We start from the raw sequence: 26,247 nt of genomic DNA, 5'->3' as shown, positions 1-26,247 counted from the left end.
CGGGATGCAGGCGCAGCCCGGCCGGTCGGTCACCAGTAAGGTGCTGGCGCTGTTGGACGCCTTCACCCCGGCCACTCCGGCGCTGACCCTCACCGAGTTGGCCCGCCGCGCCGGGCTGCCGTTGCCGACCGCCCACCGCCGGGCTGCGGAACTGGTCGCCTGGGGGGCGTTGGAGCGGGGCGAGGACGGGCGGTACCGGATCGGTCTGCGACTGTGGGAGGTGGGCTCGCTGGCCCCCCGAGGGCTGGGGCTGCGGGAGGTGGCCCTACCGATCATGGAAGACCTCTACGAGGTGACCCACGAGAACGTCCAGCTGGCCGTCCGGCAGGGCCTGGAACTCGTCTTCATCGAGCGGATCGCCGGGCGGCACGCGGTGCCCGTACTCACCCGGGTCGGGGGTCGGTTCGCGCTGCACGCCACCGGGGTCGGGCTGGTCCTGCTCGCCTACGCCCCGAACGAGGTCCAGGAGCAGGTGCTGGCCGCACCCCTGGAGCGCTACACCGAGCTGACCATCACCGATCCCCGGCGACTGCGCCGCTGCCTGGCCGAGGTGCGCCGGGTCGGGTACGCGGTCAGCGACCGCCAGGTCACCATGGACGCCCTCTCGGTCGCCGCACCGATCCGTACCCCCGAGCAGGTGGTGGCCGCGATCTCGCTGGTGGTCGCCCACGACCGGGCGGACCCACTGGCCCTGGCGCCGCTGGTGCAGGCCGCCGGGCGGACGCTGTCCCGGGCGTTGGGCGCCTCGTACCGGCAGCCGCCGGGCCGGGTGCCGCCACCACCGCGCCCCGAGACGCAGTAATTTAGCTGGATGTCCGAGCTCCATCACGCGCTGGAGACACCGTCGGACAGCGCGGCGGCGGTGGGACGGGCCCGCGCCCAACGGCTGCTGGTCACGCTGTTCGGGGACTACTGGCACGCCGGGCACGCCCCGCTGCCGTCCGGCGGCCTGGTCGCCGTACTGGCCGAATTCGACATCGCACCCGCGAACGCCCGGGCGACCCTCAGCCGGTTGACCCAGCGGGGGGTGCTGGAGCGGACCAAGGAGGGCCGCCGGACCAGCTACCGGCTGACCGAGTCGGCCTGGCACCTGCTCCAGCGGGGGGCCCGGCGCATCTTCGCCAGCACGGACGAGAGCACCTGGGACGGCCGGTGGACCCTGATCGCCTTCACCCTGCCGCTCGACGACGCCAACCTGCGCCGACTGCTGCGGGCCCGGTTGCGCTGGTTGACCTTCTCACCGCTGTACGACGCCACCTGGGTCACCCCGCACGACCGCTTCGACGAGGTACGGGAGCAGTTGAGCGAACTCGGTATCAGTGACGCCGTGGTGCTGCGCGCCACCGACCTCGATCTGCTGCCCAGTGGCCGGGCCCGGCTGGAGGCCGCCTGGCGGATCGACGAGTTGGCCGCCGGGTACCAGTCCTTTCTCCAGCGACACCGGGAGCTGGCCTGGAAGGCCACCGCGGGCATGGTGGCACCGGCGCAGGCGCTGGTGCGGCGGACCGAGATGGTCAACGACTGGCGGGCCCTGGTGGGCGAGGATCCCGACCTGCCGGCCACCTTTCTGCCGGCCTCCTTCCCCCGGGCGCAGGCGCGGACCTTGTTCCTGGACATCTCCCAGGCGCTGGCCCGGCCGGCGCAACAGCGTTTCGAGCAGATCCTGTGGGCCGCGGAGGCCGGGAAGTAGCGTCTGAAGTAGATAGATTGCAGATTCGTTGACGCACGATCAGATTTCGCATTAGGTTCCCGGTGCACATGTGACCAGGAGGTCCAGCCGCCCGTTCCCGGCTGAAAGGGGCCCTGCCATGCACTTACGTCGACCCTGGGGAAAACCGCACCGATCCTGGAAAGTCGCCCTCACGGCGTTCGCCGCCACCACACTGGTCGGCAGCTCAGCGGTGCCGGCCCTGGCCGCCCCGCCGCCCGGTGCGGGCATCGACCGTTCCTTCGAGGTGGCGGTCGTCTCGACCCGCGCCGACATGGTCAGCGGCGGTGACGCCCTGGTCCGCATCGAGGTGCCCCGCAACGTTCCGCCGCACCAGGTGCGGGTCCACCTCGACGGCCGCAACCTGAGCAGCCAGTTCCGCCCGGTCGGCGACGGCCGTACCCTGCTCGGCCTGGTCGACGATCTGGCGCTGGGCGAGAACACCCTGCAGGTCCGGTCCAACGGCAACGGGCAGGGCCGCCCCACGGCCGACCTGACCCTGGTCAACCACCCCGCGCAGGGCCCGGTCCTCTCCGGCCCGCACATCCCGCTGGTCTGCACGGCCTCGGGCAGCCCCTGGAACCTGGGGCCGGTCGACGAGAACTGCCATGTGGCGGCGCCCCAGGTGACGTACCAGTACCGCACCACCGCCGGCACCTTCGCGGCCCTGCCCGAGGGCCCTCGGCCGGGCAACCTGGCCACGACCACCACCATCGAGGGCCGGACCGTCCCGTACATCGTGCGCGTCGAGCGGGGCACCATCAACCGGGCGGTCTACGAGATCGCGCTGCTGCACGAGCCGGGCACCCCGGCGCCGGACCCCTGGACGGGCACGGAGGGTTGGAACGAGCGGCTGGTCTACACCTTCGGTGGGGCCTGCGGCATCGGCTACACCCAGGCCACCAGCACCGGCGGGATCATGGACCACCGCCTGCTCAGCCGGGGCTACGCGGTGGCCAGTTCGACCTTCAACGTGTTCGCCAACAACTGCAACGACGTGACCTCGGCCGAGACCGCTCTGATGGTCAAGGAACACTTCATCGAGACGTACGGCGTGCCCGCCTTCACCATGGGCTGGGGCGGCTCGGGCGGCACCATGCAGCAGTTGCTGCTCTCCAACGCCTACCCCGGCATCATCGACGGCGTGATCGGCCAGATCGGCTACCCGGACGAGCGCTCCACGACGGTCAGCGGCCACGAGTGCCGCTTCATCAGCCAGGCCGCCTCCGCCGCCGGTCTGTCCACCGCGCAGCACACCGCGGTGACCGGCTTCGCCAGCCCGAACACCTGCTTCGGTTACCAGTTCTTCGACGGGGTCGACTGGCCCACCAACTGCCCGAGCCACGTCCCGGCGGCGCAGCGGTACCACCCGGTCACCAACCCGACCGGCCTGCGGTGCGCGATGGCCGACTTCATTTCCAACGTGTACGGCGTCGACCCGGCCACCGGCTTCGGTAGGCCGATCGTCCCGGACACGGTGGGCGTGCAGTACGGCCTGGAGACCCTGGAGTCCGGCACGATCACCCCGGAGCAGTTCGTCCGGCTCAACGAGGGCATCGGCGGTCTGGACGTGCAGGGCAACCGCACCCCGCAGCGCACCTCGGCGGACGTCGAGGCGATCAAGGTGGCCTACGAGACCGGCCGGGTCAACCAGTTCGACCGCGGGCTGCGCTGGACCCCGATCATCGAGACCCGGGGCTACACCGACCCCTCCGGCGACTTCCACGACCGTTTCCGGTCCTGGACCATGCGGGAGCGGATCGTCGCGGCCAACGGCAACGCCGACAACCACATCAGCATCACCGCCGCTCCTGGGGCCGCCGCCGAGACCGCCTTGACCCTGGCGCTGGAGAACATGGAGACCTGGCTGACCGCCCGCACGGCGCTGGCGGCGGCCCGGCCGGAGTTGGACGAGGTGGCCCTGACCCGGCTGTCCCGGCCGGAGGGCCTGGCCGACGGCTGCATCGCGGCCGACGGTGACCGGATCACCGAGGCCCTGACCCTGGATCCGGCCGCCCAGTGCAACCAGTTGTTCCCCTTCCACCGCAATCCCCGGGTGGTCGCCGGCGGTCCGACCAGTTCCGCAGTGCTCAAGTGCCAGCTGGCGCCGCTGGACCGGGCCGCCTACGGGGTGAGCTTCACCGACGAGCAGTGGCAGCGTCTCCAGGCGGTCTTCCCCGGCGGGGTCTGCGACTGGTCCAGGCCCGGGGTCGGGCAGGTGCCACTGGCGGACACCTGGATCCGCTGGTCTGGCGAGCCTGCGATGCGACCGGTGCTGCCCGCGACGGTGACCGTGCAGGCCCGGTGCATCGCCGGTCGGGGGTACCTGGTGGTGCAGGTCCGCAACGACCATGACGCGCCGGTGGACATCACCCTGGAGACCGCGTACGGCCAGCGGTCCTTCACCGGGGTGGCGGCCGGGGGCAACGCCTTCCAGCAGTTCGCCACGCGGGTGACGGCGGTGCCGACCGGGTCGGCTACGGTCCGAGTTACCGGCTCGCTCAACGGCCAGGCGGTGACCACCGCCCTGATCCGGGGTTACCCGGCCGTCGACTGCGCCGCAGCGTAGTCGCAGGCGGGATGACCGGGGCCGGGCGGTGCCAGCAGAGCACCGCCCGGTTCACGGCATCAGTCGGGGAAAGCCAGCAGCCGCAGCAGTTGGGCCAGCCGCTCATGGTCCTGGGGGGTCACGGCGGCCAGCAGGCCCAACTCCACCGCCCGGGCCGATTCCTGGGCCCGGGCGAACAGGGCCCGACCGGCCTCGGTGGCGACGAGGACGTTGGCGCGGCGGTCGGCGGGATCGGTCTGGCGCTCGACGAGCTGCCGTTTCTCCAGCCCGTCGACCAACGCCACGACCTGACTCGGATCCAGCCGCAGGAATTCGGCGAGCTCCCGCTGGGTGGGACGGATGTCGTCGGCGGCGAGGGCGAGCACCGAGTAGGAGCGGGCCTTGAGCCCGTGCTCGGCCAACGCCGCGTTGGCCGCCGCGAGGGTCAGGGCGTTGGCGCGGGCCAGCAGGAAGCTCAGGTCCCCGGCGAGCACGGTGTCCCGCAGCCGGTCGCGTCCGGTCGGCCGGGTCCTTCCGATAGGGGACATGAGGACGATGGTAGCAAGCTTCACAAATAATTGACTTTTTCAATGGTTTGTGCTCACATCGAATGGACACAAAGGAGCAGCACCATGTCACTGGACGGCAAAGTCGCGATCGTCACCGGATCCGGTCGGGGTCTGGGCCTCGCCTACGCCAAGGAGCTGGCCCGCCGGGGGGCATCCGTCGTGGTCAACGACGTCGACGCCACGGTCACGGCCGAGGCGGTCGCGGCGATCCAGGCGTCCGGCGGGCGGGCCGTCGCGGTGACCGCCCCGGTCGGCCCCACCGAGACGGCCCAGGAACTGGTCAGCACCGCAGTCGGGCAGTTCGGGCGACTGGACATCCTGGTCACCAACGCGGGGGTCCTGCGCGACACCGTGCTGTGGAAGATGAGCGACGAGGACTTCGACACGGTGATCAACGTGCACCTGCGCGGCACCTTCACCACCGTGCGGGAGGCGGTACGGCACATGCGGCAGGCCGGTGAGGGCGGCCGGATCATCTGCATCGGCTCCCCGACCGGGCAGCGGGGCACCTTCGGCCAGACCAACTACGCCGCCGCCAAGGCCGGCATCGTCGGCATGGTCCGCACCTGGGCCCTGGAACTCAAGCGGGCCGGCATCACCGCCAACACGGTCGTACCGGTGGCGGCGACCGCCATGACCGCCACCGTGCCCTACTTCGCCGCGGCGGTGCAGGCCGAGGCGCAGGGTGAGCCGATGCCGGCCTTCTTCCGGCACGACCTGGGCTTCGGCACGGCCGACGACGTTGCCGGTCTGATCGCCTTCCTCGGTTCCGACGCGGCCGCCTCGGTGACCGGCCAGGTGATCGGCGTCGGTGGTGACCGGCTCCAGATCTGGACCCACCCGGAGGCGGGGCTGTCCGCCCACCGCGAGGGCGGCTGGACCTACGAGGCCCTGGTGCAGTCCTGGCCCACCGAGTTCGCCCCGGCCATGCAGAGCGTCGGCGAACGCTTCCCCGAACTCCCCGAGGAGTTCAAGCCCGCGGCCTCCTGACCACCCGAGGAAGGTTTGCGCTGATGTACCAGCCCGCGATCGACCTTGCCGCCATCACGGCGATCGACATGCATGTCCACATCGAGGTCGACGACCACGGTCACGCCTCGCTGCCGGAACCACTCGTCGCGGCGGTGTCGAAGTACTTCCGGACCGACGGGCCGCGACCTGCGGTGGAGGCGGTGGCGCAGTACTACCGCGAGCGGAACATGGCCGCGGTCGTGTTCACGGTCGACGCCCGGACCCAGCTGAAGCACCCGCCGTTGTCCAGCGCCGACATCGCCCGGGCCGCGGCGGAGCACGCCGACGTGCTGATCCCCTTCGGCTCGGTGGACCCGCGCACCGGCGAGGCCGCCCTGGAACTCGCCACCCGGCTGATCGAGGACGAAGGGGTCCGCGGCTTCAAGTTCCACCCCACCGTGCAGGGCTTCGACCCCAGCCAGGAGCAGTACGCCCCGCTGTGGGCGCTGATCGAGCGTGCCGGGGTGCCGGCCGTCTTCCACACCGGACAGACCGGGATCGGTGCGGGCACCCCGGGGGGCTACGGCCTGCGGCTGGGGTTGTCCAACCCGATGCTGCTCGACCCGATCGCCGCCGACTTCCCCGACCTTCAGATCATCATGGCTCACCCCTCGGTGCCGTGGCAGGACGAGGCGCTGTCGGTGGCCACCCACAAGCACAACACCTGGATCGACCTGTCCGGTTGGAGCCCCAAGTACTTCCCGGCCGAGTTGGTGCGCTACGCCAACTCGATGCTCAAGCACCGGGTGCTCTTCGGCACCGACTATCCACTGATCACCCCCGACCGCTGGCTGCGCGACGTGGCGGCCACCGACCTCAAACCCGAGGTGCTCCCGGGCATCCTCAAGGACAACGCGGCCCGACTGCTATGCCTAGCCCGGTGACGACGAGAGGAACCGCCATGACCACCACCATCGCCTACGAGCAGCTGGCCGACCTGGCCGGCACCGACCTCGGTCACACCGAGTACCGCACGGTCACCCAGGACCAGGTGAACCTGTTCGCCGACGCCACCGACGACCACCAGTGGATCCATGTCGACCCGGAGCGGGCCAGGACCGGGCCCTTCGGCGCGCCGATCGCCCACGGCTTCCTCACCCTCTCCCTCGCCGTCCCGTTCTGGACCGAGCTGCTGGAGGTCAAGGGGGTGACCACGAAGGTGAACTACGGCCTGGACAAGGTGCGCTTCCCGGCCCCGGTACCGGTCGGCGCCCGGGTCCGGATGCGGGCCACCATCGCCGAGGTCACCGAGGTCCGGGGCGGTTACCAGATCGCGGTCGACCAGACCATCGAGGTCGAGGGGTGCACCAAACCCGCCGTCGTCGCCAGGGGGCTGTACCGCTTCTACGCCTGAGCGCCACTGTCGGCACACCACCTCCACCACCAGGAGACCGCTGATGCACCAGCACGGAATCGGCGTCTGGATGGCCAAGCGCCGACTCAAGTCCCCCGACAAGGTCGCCCTGGTCCACGGCGACGGGGCCACGGTGACGTACGCCCAGTTCGCCGACGCCGCCGACCGGATCTCCGCGGTGCTGCGCCGGCTGGGCGTCGGCAAGGGCGACACCGTGGCGTACCTGGGTGAGAACAGCCCCGAGTTCCTCCAGGTGATGTTCGGTGCGGCGCAACTGGGTGCGGTCTTCGTCCCGGTCAACACCCGGCTGGCGCCGCCGGAGATCACCCATGTGCTCACCGACTGCGGTGCCCGGGTACTGATCCACGACCCCGAGTTCGCCCCCCGGGTGGCCGCCGCCGTCACGGCCACCCCGCCACCGCACCTCGTGGTCACCGGCGAGGGCGACGCACAGCGCCCGGGACTCGCGGCACTGGTCCGGGACACGGCCCCCGACCCCGCCGGCCAGGTCGCCACCGGGCCGGCGGACCCGGCGGCGATCATCTACACCTCCGGCACCACCGGCCGCGCCAAGGGCGCCGTGCTGACCCACGGCAACCTGACCTGGGTGGCGCTCAACTGCGTGGTCGACTACGACGTCGTCTCGACCGACGTGGCGCTGATGATCTCGCCGCTGTTCCATGTCGCCTCGCTGGGCATGGGTGCCCTCCCGGTCATCCTCAAGGGCGCCACCATGGTGCTGGAGAAGGGCTTCGAGCCGGGGCGCGCCCTGGCCCAGATCGAGCGGCACGGGGTGACCATGCTCAGCGGGGTGCCCACCACCTACCAACTGATGGCCGACCATCCCCACTGGGCCTCGACCGACCTGTCGACCCTGGCCAAGCTGACCTGTGGGGGTTCGGCGGTGCCGCCGCGCATCCTCAACGCGTACGAGGCCCGGGGGTTGTCCTTCTCCCAGGGTTACGGCATGACCGAGGCCTCACCGGGGGCCACCTCGCTGCCCCCGGACATGACCCGCGCCAAGCAGGGCAGCGTCGGGCTGCCGCACTTCTTCACCCAGGTCCGGATCACGGACGTGACCGGCCAGCCGGCCCCGGTCGGCAGCGTCGGGCAGATCGAGATCGCCGGGCCGAACGTCTTCCCGGGCTACCACGGGCTGCCCGAGGCGACCTCGGACGCCTTCACCCCGGACGGCTGGTTCCGCTCCGGCGACCTCGGCTACCTGGATGCCGAGGGCTACCTGTACATCTCCGGCCGCCTCAAAGACATGATCATCTCCGGTGGGGAGAACATCTACCCCGCCGAGATCGAGCAGTTGCTCGGCGAGTTGGAGGGAGTCACCGCGGCGGCCGTCATCGGGGTACCGGACGAGCGGTGGGGCGAGGTGCCCTGGGCGATCGTGACCGTACGCGAGGGGGCGGCCGTGGACGTGGACGCCGTACGGGCGCACCTCGACGGCAGGCTGGCGCGCTACAAGCTGCCGAAGAACGTGGTCATCGTGGACGACCTGCCCCGGACCGCGTCGGGGAAGGTGCGGAAGGCGGAGCTGCGCGCCCGCTTCGGCGCCTGACCGGGGTGCGGGCCTCGATGAGGTCGGCGAACTCGGCAGCGGAGGCCTCGGCCAACTTCTCGTGCATCCGGCGGTAGGTCTCCGCCGACCGGGTGGCCGGCCACTGCGCGTCCATGAACTCGGCCGGCAGCCGGGGATCGGCCCGCAGCAACGCCAGCCAGTCCGCCACCAGCATGGTCCGTACGGTCAGGGCGCTCGGCGCCAGATCCACCGCAGCCGGGTCCTCCCACACCTCGATGAAGGCCAGGTGCTCGCGCCGGATCGCCTCGATGTCCCAGGCGGCGCGCACGCTCTCCCCGATCGGGAAGCCCGCCAGCTCCCGGGCGTGGAAGGCGATCACGGTGTGCGGTGGCAGGTCCTGCCGCAACGGCTCCAACGACCCGGCCAGGTCGACCTCACCGGGGGCCAGCCACAGTCCGTCGCGCAGCGGCGCGAAGCCCTCCCAGGTCAGGGTCGAGCGCAGCCGGTGCCGCAGCATCCGCTGCCCCTCCGGGATGGAGAAGGTGACCAGGGTCCAGCCGTGCCCCTGCGGGTCGAAGGGCCGAGGGCCGCGGACCCGGTCCGTCGCCTCACGCAGCACCGCCGCCCCGTGCTCGGTGAGCGAGAACAGGGTCTCCCGGCCGTTTCTGGTCCGGGCCAGGATGCCGCTGCCCACCAGGCGGTCGAGGGTGGCGCGGGTGGCCGGCGCGGCGACACCGGCCGGCTCCAGCACACTGATCAGGGCACTGGCCCGGATCGGCCCGGTGGCGGCGTCGACCACGTGCTCGCCGAAGAAGGCGAGCAGCAGTTGCTTCGGCTGACGACTGCGCACAGCCCTCCCTTTCGGCGTATCCCTCGTCGCGGCAGCGGCGGTCACCGCACCGCTTGTGGGGCGACGGCCTGCCCGCGCTTGGCCCGCTGGATCTGGTCGTAGACGTGGGTCCGCAGTTCCGTGAACCGGGGCAGGGCGCGGGTGGTGATCTGATCACGCACAGGCGGCAGATCGATCGCGAGATCCTCTTGTACCCAGGTCGGCGACTTGGACAATACTAGTACCCGTTCTCCCAGGTAAACCGACTCGTCGATGTCGTGGGTGACGAACAGGATGGACATGTTGCGGCTGGTGTGCAGCTCCCGCACCAGGTCCTCCAGGTCCGCCCGGGTCTGGGCGTCGACCGCGGCGAAGGGCTCGTCCATGATCATGACCTCGGGTTGGTACGCGATGGCCCGGGCGATCGCCACCCGCTGCTGCATCCCCCCGGAGAGCTGCCAGGGGTGGCTGCGGGCGGCATGATCCAGGCCCACCACGGTCAGGGCGTCGGTGACCAGTTTGTCCCGCTCGGCGCGGCTGAGCTTCTTGTGCCGCAACGGCAGTTCGACGTTGCCGCGTACGGTCAGCCAGGGGTAGAGGCTGCGGCCGTACTCCTGGAACACCACCGCCATGGCCGGGCTGGGCCCGGTGACCGGTGCGCCCTCCATCTCTACCACCCCGCTGGTCGGGCGCAGCAGACCGGCCAGGCACTTCAACAGGGTGGTCTTGCCACAGCCGGAGGGCCCGACGATGCAGACCAGTTCACCGGCCGCCATCGTGAAGCTGATGTCCCCGATCGCCTCGACGTCGCCGGTGGCCGATTCGTAGACCTTGCGCAGATGCTCCACCCGCAGCAGGGTGCTCCGGTCAGGCACGGTTGACCTCCCTGATTCCGTGGTACCAGCGCAGCACGCGCCGCTCGACGATTCCGAAGACGACGGCGAGGAAGACGCCGACGAGACCGAGCAGGAGGATTCCGCTCCACATCTCGGCGATGAGGTAGTTGCGCTGGAAGTAGGAGATGCGGTAGCCGAGGCCGGCGGAGGAGGCGAACATCTCCGAGATCACCATCAGGATGAGGGCCACCGACAGGCCCTGCCGGACCCCGGCCATGATGCGCGGGCTGGCCGCCGGCAGCACCAGGAACCACAGCCGCTCCCACCAGGTGATCTGGAAGGAGTCGGCGGTCTCGGTCATCACGCTGTCGGTGGACCGGACCCCCTCGATGGTGTTCAGCAGGATCGGCCAGATCGCGCCGGAGACGATGACGACCACCTTCATGGTGTCGGTGATGCCGAGCAGCAGCATCACCACCGGGATCAGCACCGGCGGCGGGATGGCCCGGAAGAACTCCAGCAGGGGTTCGAGCAGCTCACGCAGCCACTGCACCAGACCGATGATGGTGCCGGCGGCGATGCCGATCAGCACCGAGGCGGTGATGCCGAGGCCCAGGCGGTACAGGCTGGGCAGCACGTCCTCGACGAAGGCGGAGCCGACCCAGGTCTCCACGAAGGCGTCGTAGATCGTCAGCGGGCCGGGGAAGAACCGGTTGGTCGACCGGGTGGCCACCAGACCCCAGAGCACCAGCAGCAGCATCGGCAACCCCAGGGAGTGCCCGAAACCGGCCGCGATGCGGGCGCCGACACCCCCCTTGCGTACGGCTGCGGTTCTGGTCGCCGCTTCGCCCACGGCGACCGGGGTCTGGTCGGATTGCTTGCTCACCGGGCCTGTTCCCCTCGGATGGACTGGTGCCAGAACAGGGTGCGCCGCTCGACGAACCGGAAGACCAGGTTGACCGCCAGCCCCAGCAGACCGGTGACCACCACGAAGGCGTACAGGCCGACGGAGTCCCCGGCGGAGCGGGACAACTCGATCAGGGTGCCCAGGCCGGGGTTGCCGATCACCATCTCCGCGGTGATGGCCAGGATCAGGGCGACCGCCGCCGCCAGCCGCACCCCGGTCATCAGGTACGGCAGGGCGGTCGGCAGCACCAGGCGGGTCAACTGCTCGCGACGGGTCAACCCGAAGCTGCGGGCGGTGTCCCGGGCCACCGTGTCGACATCGGCCACCCCGTAGATCACCTGCACGAACACCTGCCAGAAGGAGGCGTAGATGATGATGACCAGGGCGGCCTGCATCTGGATGCCGAACATCAGCACGGCCAGCGGAATCAGCGCCACGGAGGGAATCGGCCGCAGGAACTCGACAACCGTGTGGGTGGCCCGGCGCAGGAAGGACACCAGGCCGACGATGGTGCCGAGGACCCCGGCGGCGACCGTGGCCACCGTCAGACCGATCGCCCAGGAGGTCATGGTGGCGCCCAGCCGCCGCCAGAAGGCCAGGTCGACGGACTCCTCGGCCAACCGCGCGAACACGTCCGTCACGTACGGCAGGTACTGCGGATTGATCAGACCCAGGGTCGGGACCAACTGCCAGACGACGAGGAATCCGGCCAGGCCGACGAGGCCCAGCAGCGCCTTGCGTAGCCCGCGCAGGCGTCGGGTGGAGAACACGGCCATGTCACTCCCGGAATCGGAAACGCCCGGCCCGGCCCTCCCCGGCCTCGGGTGCCGGGGAGGGCCGGGCGACGACAGCTACTTCTGCTGGATGAGCCGGTCGAGGTTCGGCTGCTTGTCGAGCACCTTGTACTTCTGGGCCAGCTCGGCCAGGGTCTGCAGGCTGGTGCGGTCCAGGTCCCAGCCGAACTCCGGCAGCTTCACCGAATCCGCCACCGGCTCCGGCAGCTGGAGGTTGTCCTTGATGGCCTGTCGGACGGCCGCCTCGTTGGCGGGGTCCTGGGCCCACTGGAGGGTCTCCTTCATCGCCGCCGCGAAGTCGTCGACCAGCTTGGCGTCGGACTCCGTACGCTCCTTGGTGGTGATCGTGGTCAGGGTGGTCAGACCCGGCACGACGGCCTGGTAGGGCGCCACGATGAAGGTGTCGCCCCGGCTGCGCAGCTGGGTGACGAAGGGCTCCGGCACCCAGGCGGCGTCGATGTTGCCGGCCTCCAGTTGCGCCGGGGCGTCCGGGAAGGCCACCTCGACGAACTTGATGGTGGCGGGGTCACCGCCGTCCTTCTCGACCGCCGCCATGATCGTCACGTCGCCGGCCGCACCCAGGCTGTTCACCGCCACCCGGCGACCCGCCAGCTCGGCCGGGCGGGTGATGCCGGACTTGGCCGAGGCCACCACGGCGTTGATGTCGTCGCCCTCGGCGTACGAGGAGGCGTAGTTGCCGATCACGACGACCCCGAGGTCCTGAAGGTCGGCGCGGAAGGGGCCGAAGGGCTGGCCGATCGCGAAGTCGATGTCGCCGTTGAGCAGCGCCGGAATGGCCTGGGCTCCCCCCTGGGCGGGCAGCACCTCCACATTGAGGCCGCGCTTGGCGAAGATGCCCGCCTTGATGCCGCCCCAGAGCGCGGCGGTCTCGGTGATGGGCAGCGCCGCGACCCGGACCTGGCGCAGGTCGCCGTCGGTGGAGTCGGACGGGGAGGAGGCGTCGGAATCAGTACATCCGGTGAGGGCGATCGCGGTGGCGGCGATCAACCCGAGGGCGATGACCTTCTTCATGGACGGGGCCCTTCCTGGGCGGGGGTGGTGGGGTGCGTCAGAAATCGGCGGATGCCACGGAGTTGCCGGTGACCTTCCACTGTGGGAGAGGTCACTTCGCTGTGTTGGCCATGGTCAGTCACCCAGCACCGGAAGTCAAGAAATTCTGACGCCCGTCATGAATAAGTTGAACAAAGACGACCCGGCCCGAGGCTGTCCCCGGACCGGGTCGTTGCTGGCCGCGTCCGCCGGTCGTCACCACCGGCTCGGGCGCTGGATCACCACCGCGCGGGGTTCTCCGGATCCGGCTGGAGGAACTCCAGCCGGTTGCCGAGATTGTCGTAGGCGTACAGACGCCGGTGTCCGGGGAAGTTGTCGTCCCAGGTCACCTCGATCCCGTGCGCCTCCAGCCGGGCGGCCAGCGCGTCCAGGTCACTCACCACGATGCCCGGGTGGGCCTTGCGGGCCGGCTGGAAGTCCTGCTCCACCCCGAGGTGGATCTCCAACCGATCGGCCCGTACCCACAGGCCACCCCGGGCGGCCAGCACCGGCGGCTTCTGCACCTCGACCAGGCCCAGTACGCCGACATAGAACGCCCGGCAGGCGTCCTCGCTGCCGGGGGCGATGGCCAACTGGACGTGGTGCAGACCGAAACCCAGGCCGGAGTCGTGCTCGGGGCCGTAGCCGAAGCGCGAAGTGATGCTGTCCGTCATCGGGTCTCCTCTGGTCGTGGCGCCGAACCGAGGGCCGCCGGGTCAGCTCCTCAGGTCGTGCAGGGCCTTCTGCTCCTGTTCGGACAGTGGACCACGGGCCTCGGCGGCCAGGCACTCGGCCAGCTCGGTGCGGTTCTTCACGCCGAGCACCACGGTGGCCACCCCGGGGACGCTCAGGGCGTACCGGTGGGCCAGGGAGGCCGGGGACTCACCGAACTCCGCCGCCAGGGCCCGGAACCGCTGCGCCCGAGCGAAGTCGACCGCGACCGGGGAGTCGTCGTCCACCGGCCGGTCGATGCCCTCGGTGAGGGCCCCGGCCGCCACCGCCCGGATCCCGATCACGCAGACCCCCGTGTCGACCGCGGCCTGCCGGATCTCGTCGTTGCGAGGCTCAGCCGAGGAGCCGAGCAGCCACATGTCGCCGCTGAGGTCCAGGGCGTTCACCACGGCCTGGACCGCGTCCGGACGGGGCTGCCGGTGCATGGCCTCGATCACGGTCTGCGGGTGACCCACCCCGGTCAGCCCCCAGGCCCGGATCTTGCCCTCTTCCCGCAGTCGCTCGAAGGTCGGGACCACCTGGTCCAGGTACAGGTCCCAGCCCAGGGTCCTGGGGGTGGGACCGGTCCAGCCGTGCGGATGCAGTTGAGAGTGGAGCAGGAACAGGTCCAGATGCTCGCGGCCGATGCGGTCCAGGGTCGCGTGCAGGCTGCGGATCATCTTCTCCGGCAGATCGCCCCCGTCCTGCTCGGGTAATTCGATCTTGCTGGTGACCAGGACCTCCGAGGTCGGCATGGCGCGCAGGGCGGCACCGGCGACCTGCTCGGAGGCGTAGCCGTCACCGTAGGTCGGTGCCAGGTCGAGCATGGTGACCCCACCGTCGATGGCGGCCTGCACGGTCGCCACCGCCTCGGCGTGATCGGTCTCCCCCCAGACCCCGCCGATCCCGCCCCCACCCAGGGTCAGCGCGCTGACGCTGCCGAGACGACCGAAATCCCTGCTCTGCATGCCTACCTCCGCGACAGATTCCCGCCGGGCGTCCGGACGGGACGATGGTTCACATCAATGCGTTGGCCCGTGCGCCCTGAGCCCGGAACAGGGTCGCATACCGGTCCAGACAACCCTGGACGCTGAACTCCTCGATGGCCCGCTTCGCGCCCTCCCGCCGGGTGTCGGCGTCCCAGCCGAGCACGTCCAGCAGCGCCGCGCGCAACTCGACCGGGTCGCGTGGCTGGACGATCCGGCCCATCCCGGTCGCCAGCACCGGATACCGCCCGCCGGGCAGGTCGGTGGTGACCGAGGGGATGCCGCACATCATCGCCTCGGCCTGGGCGATGCCGAAGGACTCCGCTACGGAGGGCAGGGCGAAGGCGTCGATCGAGGCGTAGAAGTCATTGATCTGCTGACCGCGCAGCAGCCCCAGGATCCGGATCCGGGGATCCCGTTGGGCGGCGGCCCGGATCCGGTCGATCACACTGCCGCCGGCGACCGTCAGGTAGTCCCCACCGAGCAGCAGCCGCGCCTGCGGGTCGGTGATCTCGGCGAAGGCGGCGACCAGGTAGTCCAGGCCCTTGTCCGGCACGATCCGGCCGAGGAAGCCGATGTGCGGCCCCTCGGTCTCCCGGAAGGTCGGCTGGCCGCCACGGCGGTCCAGGCAGGGGGCGGGGATCGCCGATCGTTGGCTGGCCCGCAGGATCGACCAGAGTTCGGAGTACTGGGCCTGGTCGTCGCTGTTGACCACGACGGCGTTCGACCGGCGCAGGGTGATCCGCGACGACACCCGCACGGCCGCCATCGCCGCCCGGGTCACCAGGGTGGGCGGCAACCACAGATCGATGTGGTACGTGCTGACCACCGGCACCCCCAGGGGCAGGGCGGTGATCAGCGCCCCCTCCAGCATCGGCAGGTGCAGGTTGACCACCTGCGAGCGGCGGGCGATCCGGCGCACCAGGGGCGCGAAGCCGGGACTGACCGGGCCTCGGCTGATGGAGGCGACCACCGGGCTGCGGTAGACGTCCACGCCGTTGCGGCTCTCCCGCAGCGGCAGGGACGGGTCGTGCCGGACGGCGACCACCGCCACCCGCCAGCCCCGCTCGGCCAGACCTTCGGCGAGCACCCTGGCCACCTCGGTCAACCCGCTGACGTAGGGCGAGTAGTAGTTGACCGCGACACAGAGGTCGTATTCAGGGGAGTCTTTGCTGCTCACGGGGATCTCCAGAGGGTCGTTCGGTTACCAGGGGTGCCAGAAGCTGGTCAACATCGCCTGCGCCAGCACCGCGGCCCACAGACCGACGTTCACCACCATCGCGCGGTCGCGGAAGAGGTCCTCCACCGGATCCCCGCCGGAACCGCCCATGGCGATCATCTGCAGGTAACGATGCACCGCGAAGGCCGCGAACGGGAAGGTCAGCCCGGCGGTGACCGGCCCGTACGGCGGGGTCTGGGCCCAGATGAAGGCGACATAGCCGACCAGGGCCGCCACCAGGTTCACCAGCACGACCTGGTCCAGGAAGGGCACCGAGTACGACCGCAGCGCCGGGCGATGGTCGCCCGCCTCGCCACCGGCGGCCGACAGGGCGGCGAGTTCGTGGCGCCGCTTGCCGAGGGAGAGCGCCAGGCAGGCGCAGTAGACCCCGATCAGCAAGGCCGGTTGGACGGCGATGCCGACCGCGATCGTGCCGGCCAACACCCGCAGCACGAAGCCCACGGAGACCACGGACACGTCGACCAGGGGCTGGTGCTTGAGCGCCAGGCAGTACCACAGGTTGATGGCCAGGTAGCCGGCGACGATGACCCCGACCAGGATCGGGAGCAGCATCAACAGGGCCGCGGTGCCGGCGAGCAGGAGGAACAGCAGGGTGAGCGCGGCACTGGTGCTCACCAGTCCGCTGGCCAGGGGACGGTTGCGTTTGACCGGATGCAGGCGGTCCCGCTCCCGGTCACGCAGATCGTTGAAGATGTAGACGGCCGAGGATGCGGCCAGGAAGGCCAGCAGGGTGCCGAGCAGCGGCACCACCTGGGTCACCGCGGCTTCCGGGGACGCCACCAGCGGCGCCATCAGCACCAGCACGCCCTTGAGCCACTGGCGGGGGCGCAGCAGGGCGAACATCCCGCCGAGGCGGGCCAGGGGTCTGAGCGCCTGCACCGCGGCCACCGGGTCGACGGCGACCACGGGCACCTCCGGTGACGCGGCGCTCGGGGCTTCAAGGGCGTGCTTCATGGCGGACCTCTCCTTGCTCCGGGGAGTGTCAGAACAGCGCCTTCGCCAGGCTCAGGGCGCCCTGCTTCCAGGGGTCGCGGTGGGTACGTCCGGCGCTGCGCCGCGCTCCGGCGGCGTTGGCCCGCCACCAGTGGTACGTCTTCAGCAAGGCCTGCTCGTTGCTGAACCTCGGATTGAATCCGAGCTGCTTGGTGGCCCGATCGATCGAGACGTACGAGTCGCGGGTCAACTTGTGCACGAGTCGCTTGTAGACCGGTGACAGCCCGGTGGCGGCGAGGACCCGCAGCGCGGCGACGGCGGGCCCCACCGGCATGGCCAGCACCCGCTTGCCGTGGTCGGCGGCGTCGAGCACCGCCTGGAAGTCCTCCCGCAGGGTGCGGAACTCGCGGGCACCGATGTTGAAGGTGTCGTTGGCGACGTCGTCGGGGGCTTCGCAGATCAACTGGATGGCCGCACAGAGATCCTCGACGTCGAGCATCTGGGTGGCGACGTCGCCGCCGCCGATCAGCGGGAAGTGGCGGCCTTCGTCGGCCCACTCGAAGAGCATGGCGAACAGGCCGAGACGCTCCTCGCCGAGGAAGGTCTTGGGCCGCACGATCGGGGCGCAGAGCCCACGTTCACGTTGCCGGAGCACGGCGGTCTCGGCACCGAGTTTGGCCGCCGAGTACGGGTCGACCGGCTCGCAGGGGTAGTCCTCCGGGGTGGGGCAGTCCCTGGGCAGTCCGTAGACCGCGGTGGAGGAGATGTGCACGAAGCGGTCCACCCCGGCCCGGCGGGCCGCCTCCAGCGCCGCCTCGGTGCCGTCCACGTCGACCGAGCGGATGTCCGCCGACCGGTGGCTGGGCAGGGCTGCCGCGGAGTGGATGACCACGTCGGCGGAGCGAAAGGCACGGGTCAGCGCCTCGACGTCACGGACGTCGGCCCGGATGAAAGTCGCCTTGCCCTCGACCCTCGGCGCCAGCGGCCGGATGTCCACTCCGGTCCAGGTCACTCCCGGCCAGGGTCTGGCCAACAACGCGGTGCCCAACATGCCGGCGGCTCCGGTCACCACTGCGTGCACTTCCGCCTCCCGTGTCGAAAAATGCCGTTTTCTTGACGACGATGTGACGTCTCAACGACGGCCAGGTTTCAAACATTCGCGTTATCGAGTAATTCACCGGTGAGTCATACGCGGCGGGCCGCGCCGACCAATCGGGACCGGCCACCGGATACCGCGCAATTCGCACATCGGACCATCTCCGACACCACACCCGGTCAGCGCCGATAAGCTGGGCGTACGCCATCCGCGCTCCTTCCAGGTCGACAGAATCCGGTATTGGTACTCGTGACGCTAGCGACCGGCGATTGCCCCCTCCTTGGTGTGCGGAACAAGCTTCGAGCAAGGTCTACGTCGATACCTTTTCCGAGGCCGGTACCGCTCTCGGCAGGAACCGGGGTGACGTAAAGGAGTTGCCATGACGGAAGCGGCGGCAAGCACGACCGTGACAATGGACGAAAAGGAACCAGCGCCGTCGCCGGAACCCCGTACCGGTTCCCGTGGGCGTCGGTGGGGGCTACGTCTCGCCGCCGTGGCCTGCTTCGGCTGGCTGACCGTCGTCGCGTTGCACCACCTGCTCAGTGCCCGGACCTACGTGTGGGGTCCGATCGATCTCCTGCCGCCGATCGTCTGGGCGGTGGTCCCGGTGGTGCTGCTGCCGGTGGCCTGGCTGGCCCGCTCGATGCGCTGGAAGCTGGTCGGGGCGGCGCTGCTGGCCCTGGCCCTGGGGGTCGGCTACAGCGGGATCAACTTCGCGACGATCTTCCACACCCCGCCGCCGGCGCCCGCCGACGCCATCAAGGTGGTGACCTGGAACACCGAGTACTGGGACCAGGACCGGCGCAACGGCGGTGAGCAGCGCACCACCACGGAGCAGTTCTACAACTTCCTGCGGGACATGGACGCCGACGTCTACATGCTGCACGAGTACGCCCATGTCGACGACTCCCTGGTGGACATCTTCGCCCAGGCGTACGAGATCGATCAGGCGGCGGAGCTGGCGGCCGCCTTCCCCGGGTACACGATCGTCCGCGAGGGTCGCAACATGACGATCACCCGGTTGCCGGTGGTCGGACACGCCTGGCTGGACTCGACGCCGTACCTGCCGGATGACCTGAAGCCGGTGCCGTCGGCCCTGGTCGACCGGCCGCTCTTCTACACCTCGCAGGGGCTGCGCACCGACATCCAGGTCAACGGCCAGGTCGTCTCCTTCTACAACGCGCACATCTTCCAGCCACCGGTGCGGATCCTGCTGCTCCGCAGCGACGAGGACCGGAACATGTTCGAGATCGACCGGTTCAACTTCGAGATCCGCCAGGCCAGCTACCGGGCCATCGCGGCCGATCTGGAGAACAACCCGAACCGGGCGGTGATGGCCGGCGACCTGAACACCTCGCCCTCGATGAACCTGCTCGACATGGTCTCCGACCGGCTGGTCGACCAGACCAAGGTGCTCTCCTCGCTCTACCCGGTCACCTGGCCGGTGGGCGACAAGCCACGGCTGTGGCGCATCGACTGGCTCTTCACCACCCCGGACATCACCGTGCACCGTTACGAGCTGACCATGCCCCGGGGGTTGTCCGACCACAAGGCCCAGCAGTTCGTCATCTCGGCCCCCCGATAGAGATGATCGTCACATTGAGCCGAGTAGGCGAAGGCGCCAATTCCGGGCGTTTCAGCGCCCACCAGGTGATCCACGACTGTCAACGGCTGTTGGTTGTGTACTAGGGTGACCGACGGGTCTTCTCGACGATGAGGATACCGATGAGTAGGCGCGTCGCTCACCTCCCAGCGCAGTCGAAATCCTGCCCGAGGAGCATCAATGAATTCCGGAAATTCGCCACTGGTGTCGGTGGTAATACCCTGCCACAACAGCGCCAAGACCATAGCTCTGAGTGTGCTCTCGGCATTGCATCAGACCCACCCGTCGGTCGAGGTCATCGTCGTTGACGACGCAAGCACCGACAACACTCGGGAGATTGTCGGAAAGCTCGATTGCGCCCTGATCGCGCTGACCGAGAATGTGGGCGCCGGTCCGGCTCGCAACCGTGGCATAGCGGCGAGCCGGGGCGACATCCTGTTCTTTCTCGACTCCGACGTCGCCCTGGCCCCCGAGGCGGTCGCCAACGCCGTGAAGATCTTCCAGGAGAACCCCTCCTACGGCGCGGTGTGGGGCGTCTACGGCGACCGTCCCCTGGTCGACGACGGGGTGGTGGAGTGGGTGCAGGTGTTGTACGGCCACTACCGGGCCACCCGCAAGCTGGGAGCGGCCCGCACCGGCCACTTCGCCAGCGGCGCCATCCCCCGCTGGGTCATCGACGAGATCGGGGCCTTCGACGAGCGTCTGCTGGGCCAGTACGCCAACGAGGACCACGAGTTCAGCCTCCGCATCGCCGAGCACTACCCGGTCATCCGTACCTTGTCCGTGATCGGTTACCACGACGACGACGACCAGCTATCCTCGATTCTGCGCAAGCTCTACCGGCGAGCCGGCTCGCTGGTTCCCCTCGTGCTCAAGCAGCGCGAGCTCAAGCCCGAGCGGGAAGCAACCCACCGGCCCGCCGAGGTGGCAGCCGCCTCTCTGGCCACCGCCAGCCTCCCCCTGGTGTTGGTCTCTCCCTACCTGGCGGCCGTACCTCTCGCTTTTCTGGCCTGGTTCATCAGCGTCGACCTGCCGCTCTTCAACTACGTGCGGCGGACTGCGGGCTGGCGGATGGTTCCGCCCAGCGTGTTTCTCAGCTTTCTGTACAGTCTCGCGATTTCCGCGGGTGCGTTGAGCGGTGGCCTGCGCTACGTGCTCGACGCGCGCTTTCGACAGAGGTACCGGACACCGGTCGAAGTCCATTAAGGACTTCGCCGGGTTCGGCGTGATCAGGGGGAGAGCGTGTGAGGATCCGACTACTGGGGCCCGTCGAGGTGGAGGCGGCCGACGGCCCGTTGGACGTGGGACCACGTCAACGGCGTGCCGTCCTGGCTGCCCTGGCCATGGACGCAGGCACCCCGGTGTCCATCGACACCCTGACCGAGCGAGTGTGGGGCCCGGCGGCTCCGGATGCGCCCCGTAGCGCGCTCTACGCGCATGTCGCGCGGTTGCGCCGGGCCCTCGCCCAGGTTCAGGACGACTCCGGTCGACCGATCAGCCTGAGCCGCCACGGGGACGGATACGTCCTCAACGTCGACCGCCAGCAGGTCGACCTGCATCGACTGAACCAACTCATCGACACCGGTCGGGCCGGGATACGGACCAGCGACGTCGAGCGGATCGCCGCCCTGCGGGAGGCGATGGACCTGTGGCGGGGGGACCCACTGGCCACCCTCGCCGGCGACTGGGCCAACCGGGTCAGGCGCAGCGTGGCCTCCCAGTTGATCAGCCTGGCTGCGGCCTGGAGCATGGAGGAACTGCGACTGGGCAACCCGGAGGCGGTGGTCGACCGGCTGGGGCGGATCCTCGGCTCGTACCCCCTCGCTGAACCGCTGGTGGCGTTGCAGATGCGGGCCCTGTGCTCGATGGGCCGCACCCCGGAGGCCTTGCAGTCGTACGTAGACATTCGGGCGCAGATCGTCGACCAGTTCGGCGCCGAACCCGGACCGGAACTGCGGAACCTGCATGTCGCCATCCTTCGCGGCGAGCTCGACGAGCCGCACTCCGGCACGGTCGCGACGGTCTCCGCGCCGGTGCGGCAGGTACCGCGGCAACTGCCCGCCGACATCGCCCGGTTCTCCGGCCGCCACGACGACCTGCCCCCCCTGCTGAACTGGCTGAACCCCGTCGGCACGACCGACTCGGCCCCGGTCGTGTCGATCTACGGGGCGGCCGGGGTGGGCAAGTCCACCCTGGCCATCCACGCCGCGCACAAGCTGGCCAACCGGTACCCGGACGGCCAGTTGTACATCGACCTGCGCGGCACCAGCGTGGACGCGGAGCCGCTGACACCGGTCGACGCCCTCGCCCGGCTGCTGCGCACCCTCGGGGTCAGCAGCGTCAATTGCGCGCCGGAGCAGGTCGACGAGGCCGCGGCCCAGTTCCGGTCGGTGGTGGCCGGTCGGCGGCTGCTGCTGGTGCTGGACAATGCCGTCGACGCCGCCCAGGTGCGACCGCTGCTGCCCAGCGGCGCCGGCTGCGGGACCCTGGTGACCAGCCGCCAGCCGCTGGCGGGGCTCGGTGACGTCAGCCAGTTGCGGGTCGGCCCGCTCACCGTCGCCGACGCCATCGCGCTGCTGAGCCACTGGGTGGGAGCGGAACGGGTGGCCGCCGAACCGGAGGCCGCGGCCGCGATCGCCGAGTGGTGCGAATGCCTGCCACTGGCACTGCGCATCGTCGGGGCCCGGCTCGTGGCCCGTCCCGGTTGGCCGCTGGCCGAGCTGCGCGACCGGCTCGCCGACGAGCGCCGCCGGCTGGACAATCTGGAGTTCGACGGGGTCGGCCTGCGGGCCAGCATGGCCGGCTCCTACGACCGGCTCTGCGGCAGCGCGGACCGCTCGGAGCGGGCCATCGCCGAGGCCTTCAAGCTGCTGGGGACCTCGCCCATGACGGAACTCAGCCGGTCCACCGCCGCCCGGCTGCTCGCCCGTTCCGAGGCACACACCGAACGCATCCTGGAGCGGCTGGTCGACGTGCAGCTTCTGGAGACCTCGGCGCCGGGCAGTTACCGGATGGGCGAACTCCTGCGGCTGTACGCCCGGGAACGCTTCGCCGGGCTCCAGGAGAAATGACCTGCGAGGCGGTCGGACAAGGAAGAAGCAAGCGGTTCACGGTTAGCGTTGGTCACCCAGGTCGATTCCTTTCCATGATCGGAGAAGGTGGCCCGTGTCGACAAAAGAACTGGACGCAGAGCAGGCCTTCCCGGAAATCGCCGAAACAATCACCGCGGCGCCCCGGAAGCGATGGTGGGCGGTAGCCCGCAAGGTCGCCATGGGTCTCCTGCTGGTGGTGACCGCGTTCTTCATAGTTGTCACCCTCCGTGGTCAGGACTGGTCCACCGTGGCCGCCACCCTGCGTGGCCAACGGCCCGGTTTCGTCGCGACGATGGTGGCGCTGGCCGTACTGGCCAACGCCCTCGGTCTGGTCGCCACGATGATCTCCTGGCGGGCCATGCTGGTCGGCGTCGGCGAACGGGTGGCCGCCGTGGACGCGGCCCGGATCTTCTACCTGGGCCAGTTCGTCAAGTACGTGCCCGGCAAGGTGGCGGGCTTCCTGGTCAGCGTCGAGATGGGCCGGCGCATCGGGGTACCGGCGGCCCGGATGGGGGCAGCCTGGCTGCTGGCTCTCGTGGTGAGCCTGCTGACCGGCGCCACCGTGGGGCTGGCGGCCGGCCCGGAGGTCTTCGGGGCCTCCTCCGCCTGGCTGCTGCTGGCCGTCCTGCCGGTGGCCGCCGTCCTGGTCCGCCCCGAGCTGGTCGGCTGGGCCGCGACCCTGGTCGCCCGGCTGCGCCGTCGCCCGCAGCCGACGACGGCGATGTCCGGGACCGGCATCCGGCAGGCGGTCGTCGCCCAACTGCTGGCCTGGCTGATCGGCGGGGCCCACCTGTGGCTGCTGGCGGTGGCGATGGGTGCCCCGCCACTGCGGGCGCTGCCGCTCTGCCTCGGCGCCTTCGGACTCGGGGCGGTGGCCGGGGTGATCGCCGTCTTCGCCCCGGACGGCATCGGGGTCCGGGAGGTGGTGGTGACGGCCGCACTCAGTGTCATCCTGCCGGTGCCGGTGGCCGGAGTGGTGGCACTGGTCAGCCGAGTGGTCGTCACGGTGAGTGAGCTTGCTACCGCCGGTATCGGCCTGCTCGTCACCGCTGCGATCATGCGACGCGCCGCGGCCGGGTCACCTGCTGCGGTAACGGAGGGTACCGATGGGAATTCCATCCCACCGCCCTCCAAGAATTCACCAAGAAGCCTGCCGCAGGCAGGCCGCTAATGTGTTCAGGGATCAGGAAATTCTGCCGTAGAGCTACCTCAGAGAATGCGGTACTGATGCCGGACAGGAAATACGATCTGACGATTGCGGCCCCCTACTACGAGCCGTACGTTAGTGGCCTCACGCAGACAGCGCGCAGCATCGCCGAGGGCATGGCCAATCGGGGTTGGCGGGTCGCGGTCGTCACCGCCCAGCACGACGCCGAGCTGCCGCTGCGCGACGCCGTCGGTGGGGTGGACGTCTACCGCTCCCCCATGCTGACGCGAGCCAGCCGGTCGCCTCTCGCCTGCCGTTATCCGATGCTGGTCGGGCAGTTGGCGCGTCAATCGTCGGTGCTGCACCTCAACCTGCCGATGCCGGCAGCGGGACTGCTGATGCCACCGGCGCCGCGCGTGCCGGTGGTGAGCGTGCTGCACAGCGACCCCCACCTGCCGTCGAAGCGGTTCTGCCGGGCGGTCGCGCGGGTCTCGGACGCCGTCTCCCGAGCGGTCATCCGTCGCTCCACCGTCGTCGTGGCCTCCAGCCGGGACCAGGCCCACGCCTCCCGGTTCTGGCCGGAGATCCGGGACCGCACCTTCACCCCGATCGCCCCACCATGTCTGGATCGGCGGGGCGGCGAGCCCCGATACCGGGAGACCCGCGGCCTGCACGTCGGATTCCTCGGCCGGATCGTGGCGGACAAGGGCATCGCCTACCTGGTACGGGCGTTCCACCGGATCGCCGACCCCGACGCCCGACTGCTGATCGCGGGCAATTACCACACGATCGCCGGGGACAACAATCTGGCCGCCGTGCAGGCGGAGATCGACCGCGACAGTCGGGTTCGGATCCTCGGTGAGTTGCGCGGTCGGGAGGTCAACGACTTCTACGCCTCCGTCGACGTGTTCGCGCTCCCGGCGGTCGCCGGATCCTTCGGCACCGTGCTGGCCGAGGCGATGATGAGCGGAATTCCGTCGGTGACCACCGATCTACCCGGCAGCCGGTACCCGGTCACCGCGACCGGATTCGGCCTGGTGGTGCCGCCCAGGGATCCACACGCGCTGGAACAGGCCATCTCCGAACTGGCGACCGTGCCACGGGAGTGGCGGGAACGCAAGGCCCGAGCGGCCCGGGCGCGCTTCTCGGTGGCCACCTCGCTGGACGCGCACGAGGTTCTCTTCAGCACCCTTCGCGGGCGCACGGCAGCACGGCAATACCGATGAAACAAGGAAGAGGTTGGAGTCCGATGAACGAACAACCGCTGGTCTCAGTGATCATTCCGAACTACAACTACGCCAGCACCATCGGCGAGTGCATCAAGGCGGCGAAGAACCAGACCTACCCGTCCGTCGAGGTGATCGTGGCCGACGACGCCAGCACGGACGACTCCGTGGCGATCGCCCGGGCCCTGGACGTCACGGTGTTGCAGGTACCGGTCAACAGTGGTGTCTCCACCGCCCGGAACCTGGGTGCCCGGCACGCCAAGGGTGAGGTGTTGTTCTTCGTCGACTCCGATGTGGCCCTCGACCCGGACGCGGTCGAGCGAGCGGTCGAGTACCTCCAGACCGAGCCGGGGCTCGGCGCGATCTGCGGCATGTACCGGGCCGAGCCGATGTTCCCCGACAGCCTGGTCAAGCGCTACCGCGCCATCCAGCAGTACGTCTGGTTCTGCGAGGTCGAGGGTGCCATCCCCGGTCTGCACTCGGCGCTGTTCGCGATGAGGAAGGAGACCTTCCTGGAGGTCGGCGAGTTCAACGACCGGCTCCGGTGGACCGAGGAGCAGGACTACGGCTTCCGGCTCAACGCCCGCTACGAGGTCAAGGCCGTCCCGACCATCCGGGGACGCCACGACCACGACGGCACCATGCGGGTGATGCTGACCAAGGTGTTCAACCGCACCCGGCTCGGCGCCCCCAACTGGCTGCGGCTGAACAAGCTCCCCGGCGGCGCCGGCACCGGCTACCGGGCCCTGGGCAGCGCCTTCATCCTGGCGGCGGTGTTCGCACTGATCTCGACGGTGCTGCTGGGCCCCTGGGCGCTGCTGGCCGCCGCGGTGCTCACCGGGATCGGCATCGCCCTGGACAAGCGCACCTACGCGTACGCCTTCCGTCACCACGGAGTCACCTTTGGCCTACAATTCACGGTGCTCCATCTGTTGGTGACGCTCACGTCTGCGGTGGCAGCCAGTATCGGCATCCTCCAGGGGCTGCTGTACCCGAGCATGACCCAGCGGCTCTACCGCGTCGAGACGCCCGCCTGACCCCTCCCACGCGCCAGCATTAGTAGTGGTGCCTGACCG

24 protein-coding genes are annotated in these 26,247 nt (G+C 69.9%); 13 read left to right on the top strand and 11 right to left on the bottom strand.

All coding sequences use genetic code 11. From position 1 onward, the window contains the following. Positions 1 to 4: 4 nt before the first annotated feature. The 3 genes from ACLQ2T_RS05655 (at position 5) to ACLQ2T_RS05645 (ending at position 4,277) form a co-directional block, all read left to right on the top strand. On the top strand, positions 5 to 802 hold the full coding sequence (locus ACLQ2T_RS05655) for an IclR family transcriptional regulator (RefSeq protein ID WP_425764913.1): 798 nt from the start codon (positions 5 to 7) through the stop codon (positions 800 to 802). A gap of 9 nt (positions 803 to 811) precedes the next feature. Beyond that, on the top strand, positions 812 to 1,690 hold the full coding sequence (locus ACLQ2T_RS05650) for a PaaX family transcriptional regulator C-terminal domain-containing protein (protein WP_425764912.1): 879 nt from the start codon (positions 812 to 814) through the stop codon (positions 1,688 to 1,690). A gap of 118 nt (positions 1,691 to 1,808) precedes the next feature. Continuing rightward, positions 1,809 to 4,277 (top strand): DUF6351 family protein, encoded by a 2,469-nt coding sequence (locus ACLQ2T_RS05645; RefSeq protein WP_425764911.1) that lies wholly within the window; start codon positions 1,809 to 1,811, stop codon positions 4,275 to 4,277. Between the two features lie 59 nt (positions 4,278 to 4,336). Here ACLQ2T_RS05645 and ACLQ2T_RS05640 read toward each other — a convergent pair whose 3' ends face one another. Beyond that, entirely contained in the window at positions 4,337 to 4,804 is a 468-nt protein-coding gene (locus ACLQ2T_RS05640; protein WP_425764910.1) for a MarR family winged helix-turn-helix transcriptional regulator, read from the bottom strand. 84 nt (positions 4,805 to 4,888) lie between these two features. Here ACLQ2T_RS05640 and ACLQ2T_RS05635 point away from each other — a divergent pair, with 84 nt between their 5' ends. From ACLQ2T_RS05635 to ACLQ2T_RS05620, 4 genes are read left to right on the top strand one after another with little or no spacing between them, the layout of a single operon-like run. Continuing rightward, positions 4,889 to 5,815: an SDR family oxidoreductase gene (locus ACLQ2T_RS05635; RefSeq protein WP_425764909.1), complete on the top strand. Its 927-nt coding sequence runs from the start codon at positions 4,889 to 4,891 to the stop codon at positions 5,813 to 5,815. A 23-nt stretch (positions 5,816 to 5,838) separates the two neighbouring features. Next, positions 5,839 to 6,720, top strand: coding sequence for an amidohydrolase family protein (locus ACLQ2T_RS05630; protein WP_425764908.1), 882 nt, complete (start codon positions 5,839 to 5,841; stop codon positions 6,718 to 6,720). Positions 6,721 to 6,737: 17 nt separating this feature from the next. Continuing rightward, positions 6,738 to 7,190 (top strand): MaoC family dehydratase, encoded by a 453-nt coding sequence (locus ACLQ2T_RS05625; RefSeq protein WP_425764907.1) that lies wholly within the window; start codon positions 6,738 to 6,740, stop codon positions 7,188 to 7,190. 43 nt (positions 7,191 to 7,233) lie between these two features. Then, positions 7,234 to 8,760, top strand: a complete 1,527-nt coding sequence (locus ACLQ2T_RS05620) for an acyl-CoA synthetase (protein WP_425764906.1) — start codon at positions 7,234 to 7,236, stop codon at positions 8,758 to 8,760. Here ACLQ2T_RS05620 and ACLQ2T_RS05615 read toward each other — a convergent pair. The 10 genes from ACLQ2T_RS05615 to ACLQ2T_RS05570 form a co-directional block, all read right to left on the bottom strand. Then, complete coding sequence (locus tag ACLQ2T_RS05615; RefSeq protein ID WP_425764905.1) at positions 8,684 to 9,571, bottom strand: PaaX family transcriptional regulator C-terminal domain-containing protein; 888 nt, start codon at positions 9,569 to 9,571, stop codon at positions 8,684 to 8,686. The two genes, ACLQ2T_RS05620 and ACLQ2T_RS05615, sit on opposite strands and share 77 nt — an antisense overlap. Before the next feature lie 41 nt (positions 9,572 to 9,612). After that, positions 9,613 to 10,425, bottom strand: a complete 813-nt coding sequence (locus tag ACLQ2T_RS05610) for an ABC transporter ATP-binding protein (RefSeq protein ID WP_425764904.1) — start codon at positions 10,423 to 10,425, stop codon at positions 9,613 to 9,615. Beyond that, positions 10,418 to 11,272, bottom strand: coding sequence for an ABC transporter permease (locus tag ACLQ2T_RS05605; RefSeq protein WP_425764903.1), 855 nt, complete (start codon positions 11,270 to 11,272; stop codon positions 10,418 to 10,420). Before ACLQ2T_RS05605 ends, ACLQ2T_RS05610 begins: the two co-directional genes overlap by 8 nt. Further along, positions 11,269 to 12,069: an ABC transporter permease gene (locus tag ACLQ2T_RS05600; protein WP_425764902.1), complete on the bottom strand. Its 801-nt coding sequence runs from the start codon at positions 12,067 to 12,069 to the stop codon at positions 11,269 to 11,271. The genes ACLQ2T_RS05605 and ACLQ2T_RS05600 overlap by 4 nt, the downstream gene beginning before the upstream one ends. Positions 12,070 to 12,144: 75 nt before the next feature. Then, positions 12,145 to 13,119: an ABC transporter substrate-binding protein gene (locus ACLQ2T_RS05595; RefSeq protein ID WP_425764901.1), complete on the bottom strand. Its 975-nt coding sequence runs from the start codon at positions 13,117 to 13,119 to the stop codon at positions 12,145 to 12,147. Between the two features lie 257 nt (positions 13,120 to 13,376). Beyond that, positions 13,377 to 13,811: a VOC family protein gene (locus tag ACLQ2T_RS05590; RefSeq protein ID WP_425764900.1), complete on the bottom strand. Its 435-nt coding sequence runs from the start codon at positions 13,809 to 13,811 to the stop codon at positions 13,377 to 13,379. Positions 13,812 to 13,853: 42 nt separating this feature from the next. Further along, positions 13,854 to 14,816, bottom strand: a complete 963-nt coding sequence (locus ACLQ2T_RS05585) for an aldo/keto reductase (RefSeq protein ID WP_425764899.1) — start codon at positions 14,814 to 14,816, stop codon at positions 13,854 to 13,856. A gap of 49 nt (positions 14,817 to 14,865) precedes the next feature. Beyond that, the gene (locus ACLQ2T_RS05580; protein ID WP_425764898.1) at positions 14,866 to 16,014 is read right to left on the bottom strand and encodes a glycosyltransferase family 4 protein; all 1,149 of its coding nucleotides are present in this window, start codon (positions 16,012 to 16,014) and stop codon (positions 14,866 to 14,868) included. Positions 16,015 to 16,038: 24 nt separating this feature from the next. Then, complete coding sequence (locus ACLQ2T_RS05575) at positions 16,039 to 17,028, bottom strand: UbiA prenyltransferase family protein (RefSeq protein ID WP_425764897.1); 990 nt, start codon at positions 17,026 to 17,028, stop codon at positions 16,039 to 16,041. A gap of 28 nt (positions 17,029 to 17,056) precedes the next feature. Continuing rightward, positions 17,057 to 18,088 (bottom strand): NAD-dependent epimerase/dehydratase family protein, encoded by a 1,032-nt coding sequence (locus tag ACLQ2T_RS05570; RefSeq protein WP_425764896.1) that lies wholly within the window; start codon positions 18,086 to 18,088, stop codon positions 17,057 to 17,059. A 394-nt stretch (positions 18,089 to 18,482) separates the two neighbouring features. Between ACLQ2T_RS05570 and ACLQ2T_RS05565 the strand changes: the two genes are divergently transcribed. The 6 genes from ACLQ2T_RS05565 to ACLQ2T_RS05540 all read left to right on the top strand — a co-directional run bounded on the left by ACLQ2T_RS05565 (position 18,483) and on the right by ACLQ2T_RS05540 (position 26,208). Further along, positions 18,483 to 19,688 (top strand): endonuclease/exonuclease/phosphatase family protein, encoded by a 1,206-nt coding sequence (locus ACLQ2T_RS05565; protein ID WP_425764895.1) that lies wholly within the window; start codon positions 18,483 to 18,485, stop codon positions 19,686 to 19,688. A 198-nt stretch (positions 19,689 to 19,886) separates the two neighbouring features. Then, positions 19,887 to 20,912: a glycosyltransferase family 2 protein gene (locus ACLQ2T_RS05560; RefSeq protein ID WP_425764894.1), complete on the top strand. Its 1,026-nt coding sequence runs from the start codon at positions 19,887 to 19,889 to the stop codon at positions 20,910 to 20,912. A 38-nt stretch (positions 20,913 to 20,950) separates the two neighbouring features. After that, entirely contained in the window at positions 20,951 to 22,777 is a 1,827-nt protein-coding gene (locus ACLQ2T_RS05555) for a BTAD domain-containing putative transcriptional regulator (RefSeq protein ID WP_425764893.1), read from the top strand. Positions 22,778 to 22,871: 94 nt separating this feature from the next. Continuing rightward, positions 22,872 to 23,969 carry a lysylphosphatidylglycerol synthase transmembrane domain-containing protein gene (locus ACLQ2T_RS05550; RefSeq protein WP_425764892.1) on the top strand — a complete coding sequence of 366 codons (1,098 nt, stop codon included), beginning with the start codon at positions 22,872 to 22,874 and terminating at the stop codon, positions 23,967 to 23,969. Continuing rightward, entirely contained in the window at positions 23,969 to 25,171 is a 1,203-nt protein-coding gene (locus ACLQ2T_RS05545; protein WP_425764891.1) for a glycosyltransferase family 4 protein, read from the top strand. The genes ACLQ2T_RS05550 and ACLQ2T_RS05545 overlap by 1 nt, the downstream gene beginning before the upstream one ends. Before the next feature lie 23 nt (positions 25,172 to 25,194). After that, on the top strand, positions 25,195 to 26,208 hold the full coding sequence (locus ACLQ2T_RS05540) for a glycosyltransferase family 2 protein (protein WP_425764890.1): 1,014 nt from the start codon (positions 25,195 to 25,197) through the stop codon (positions 26,206 to 26,208). Positions 26,209 to 26,247: the final 39 nt, after the last annotated feature.

Source organism: Micromonospora sp. DT229, assembly GCF_049844505.1.
Taxonomy (GTDB): domain Bacteria; phylum Actinomycetota; class Actinomycetes; order Mycobacteriales; family Micromonosporaceae; genus Micromonospora.
This window is presented reverse-complemented; position numbering and strand designations above follow the sequence as displayed.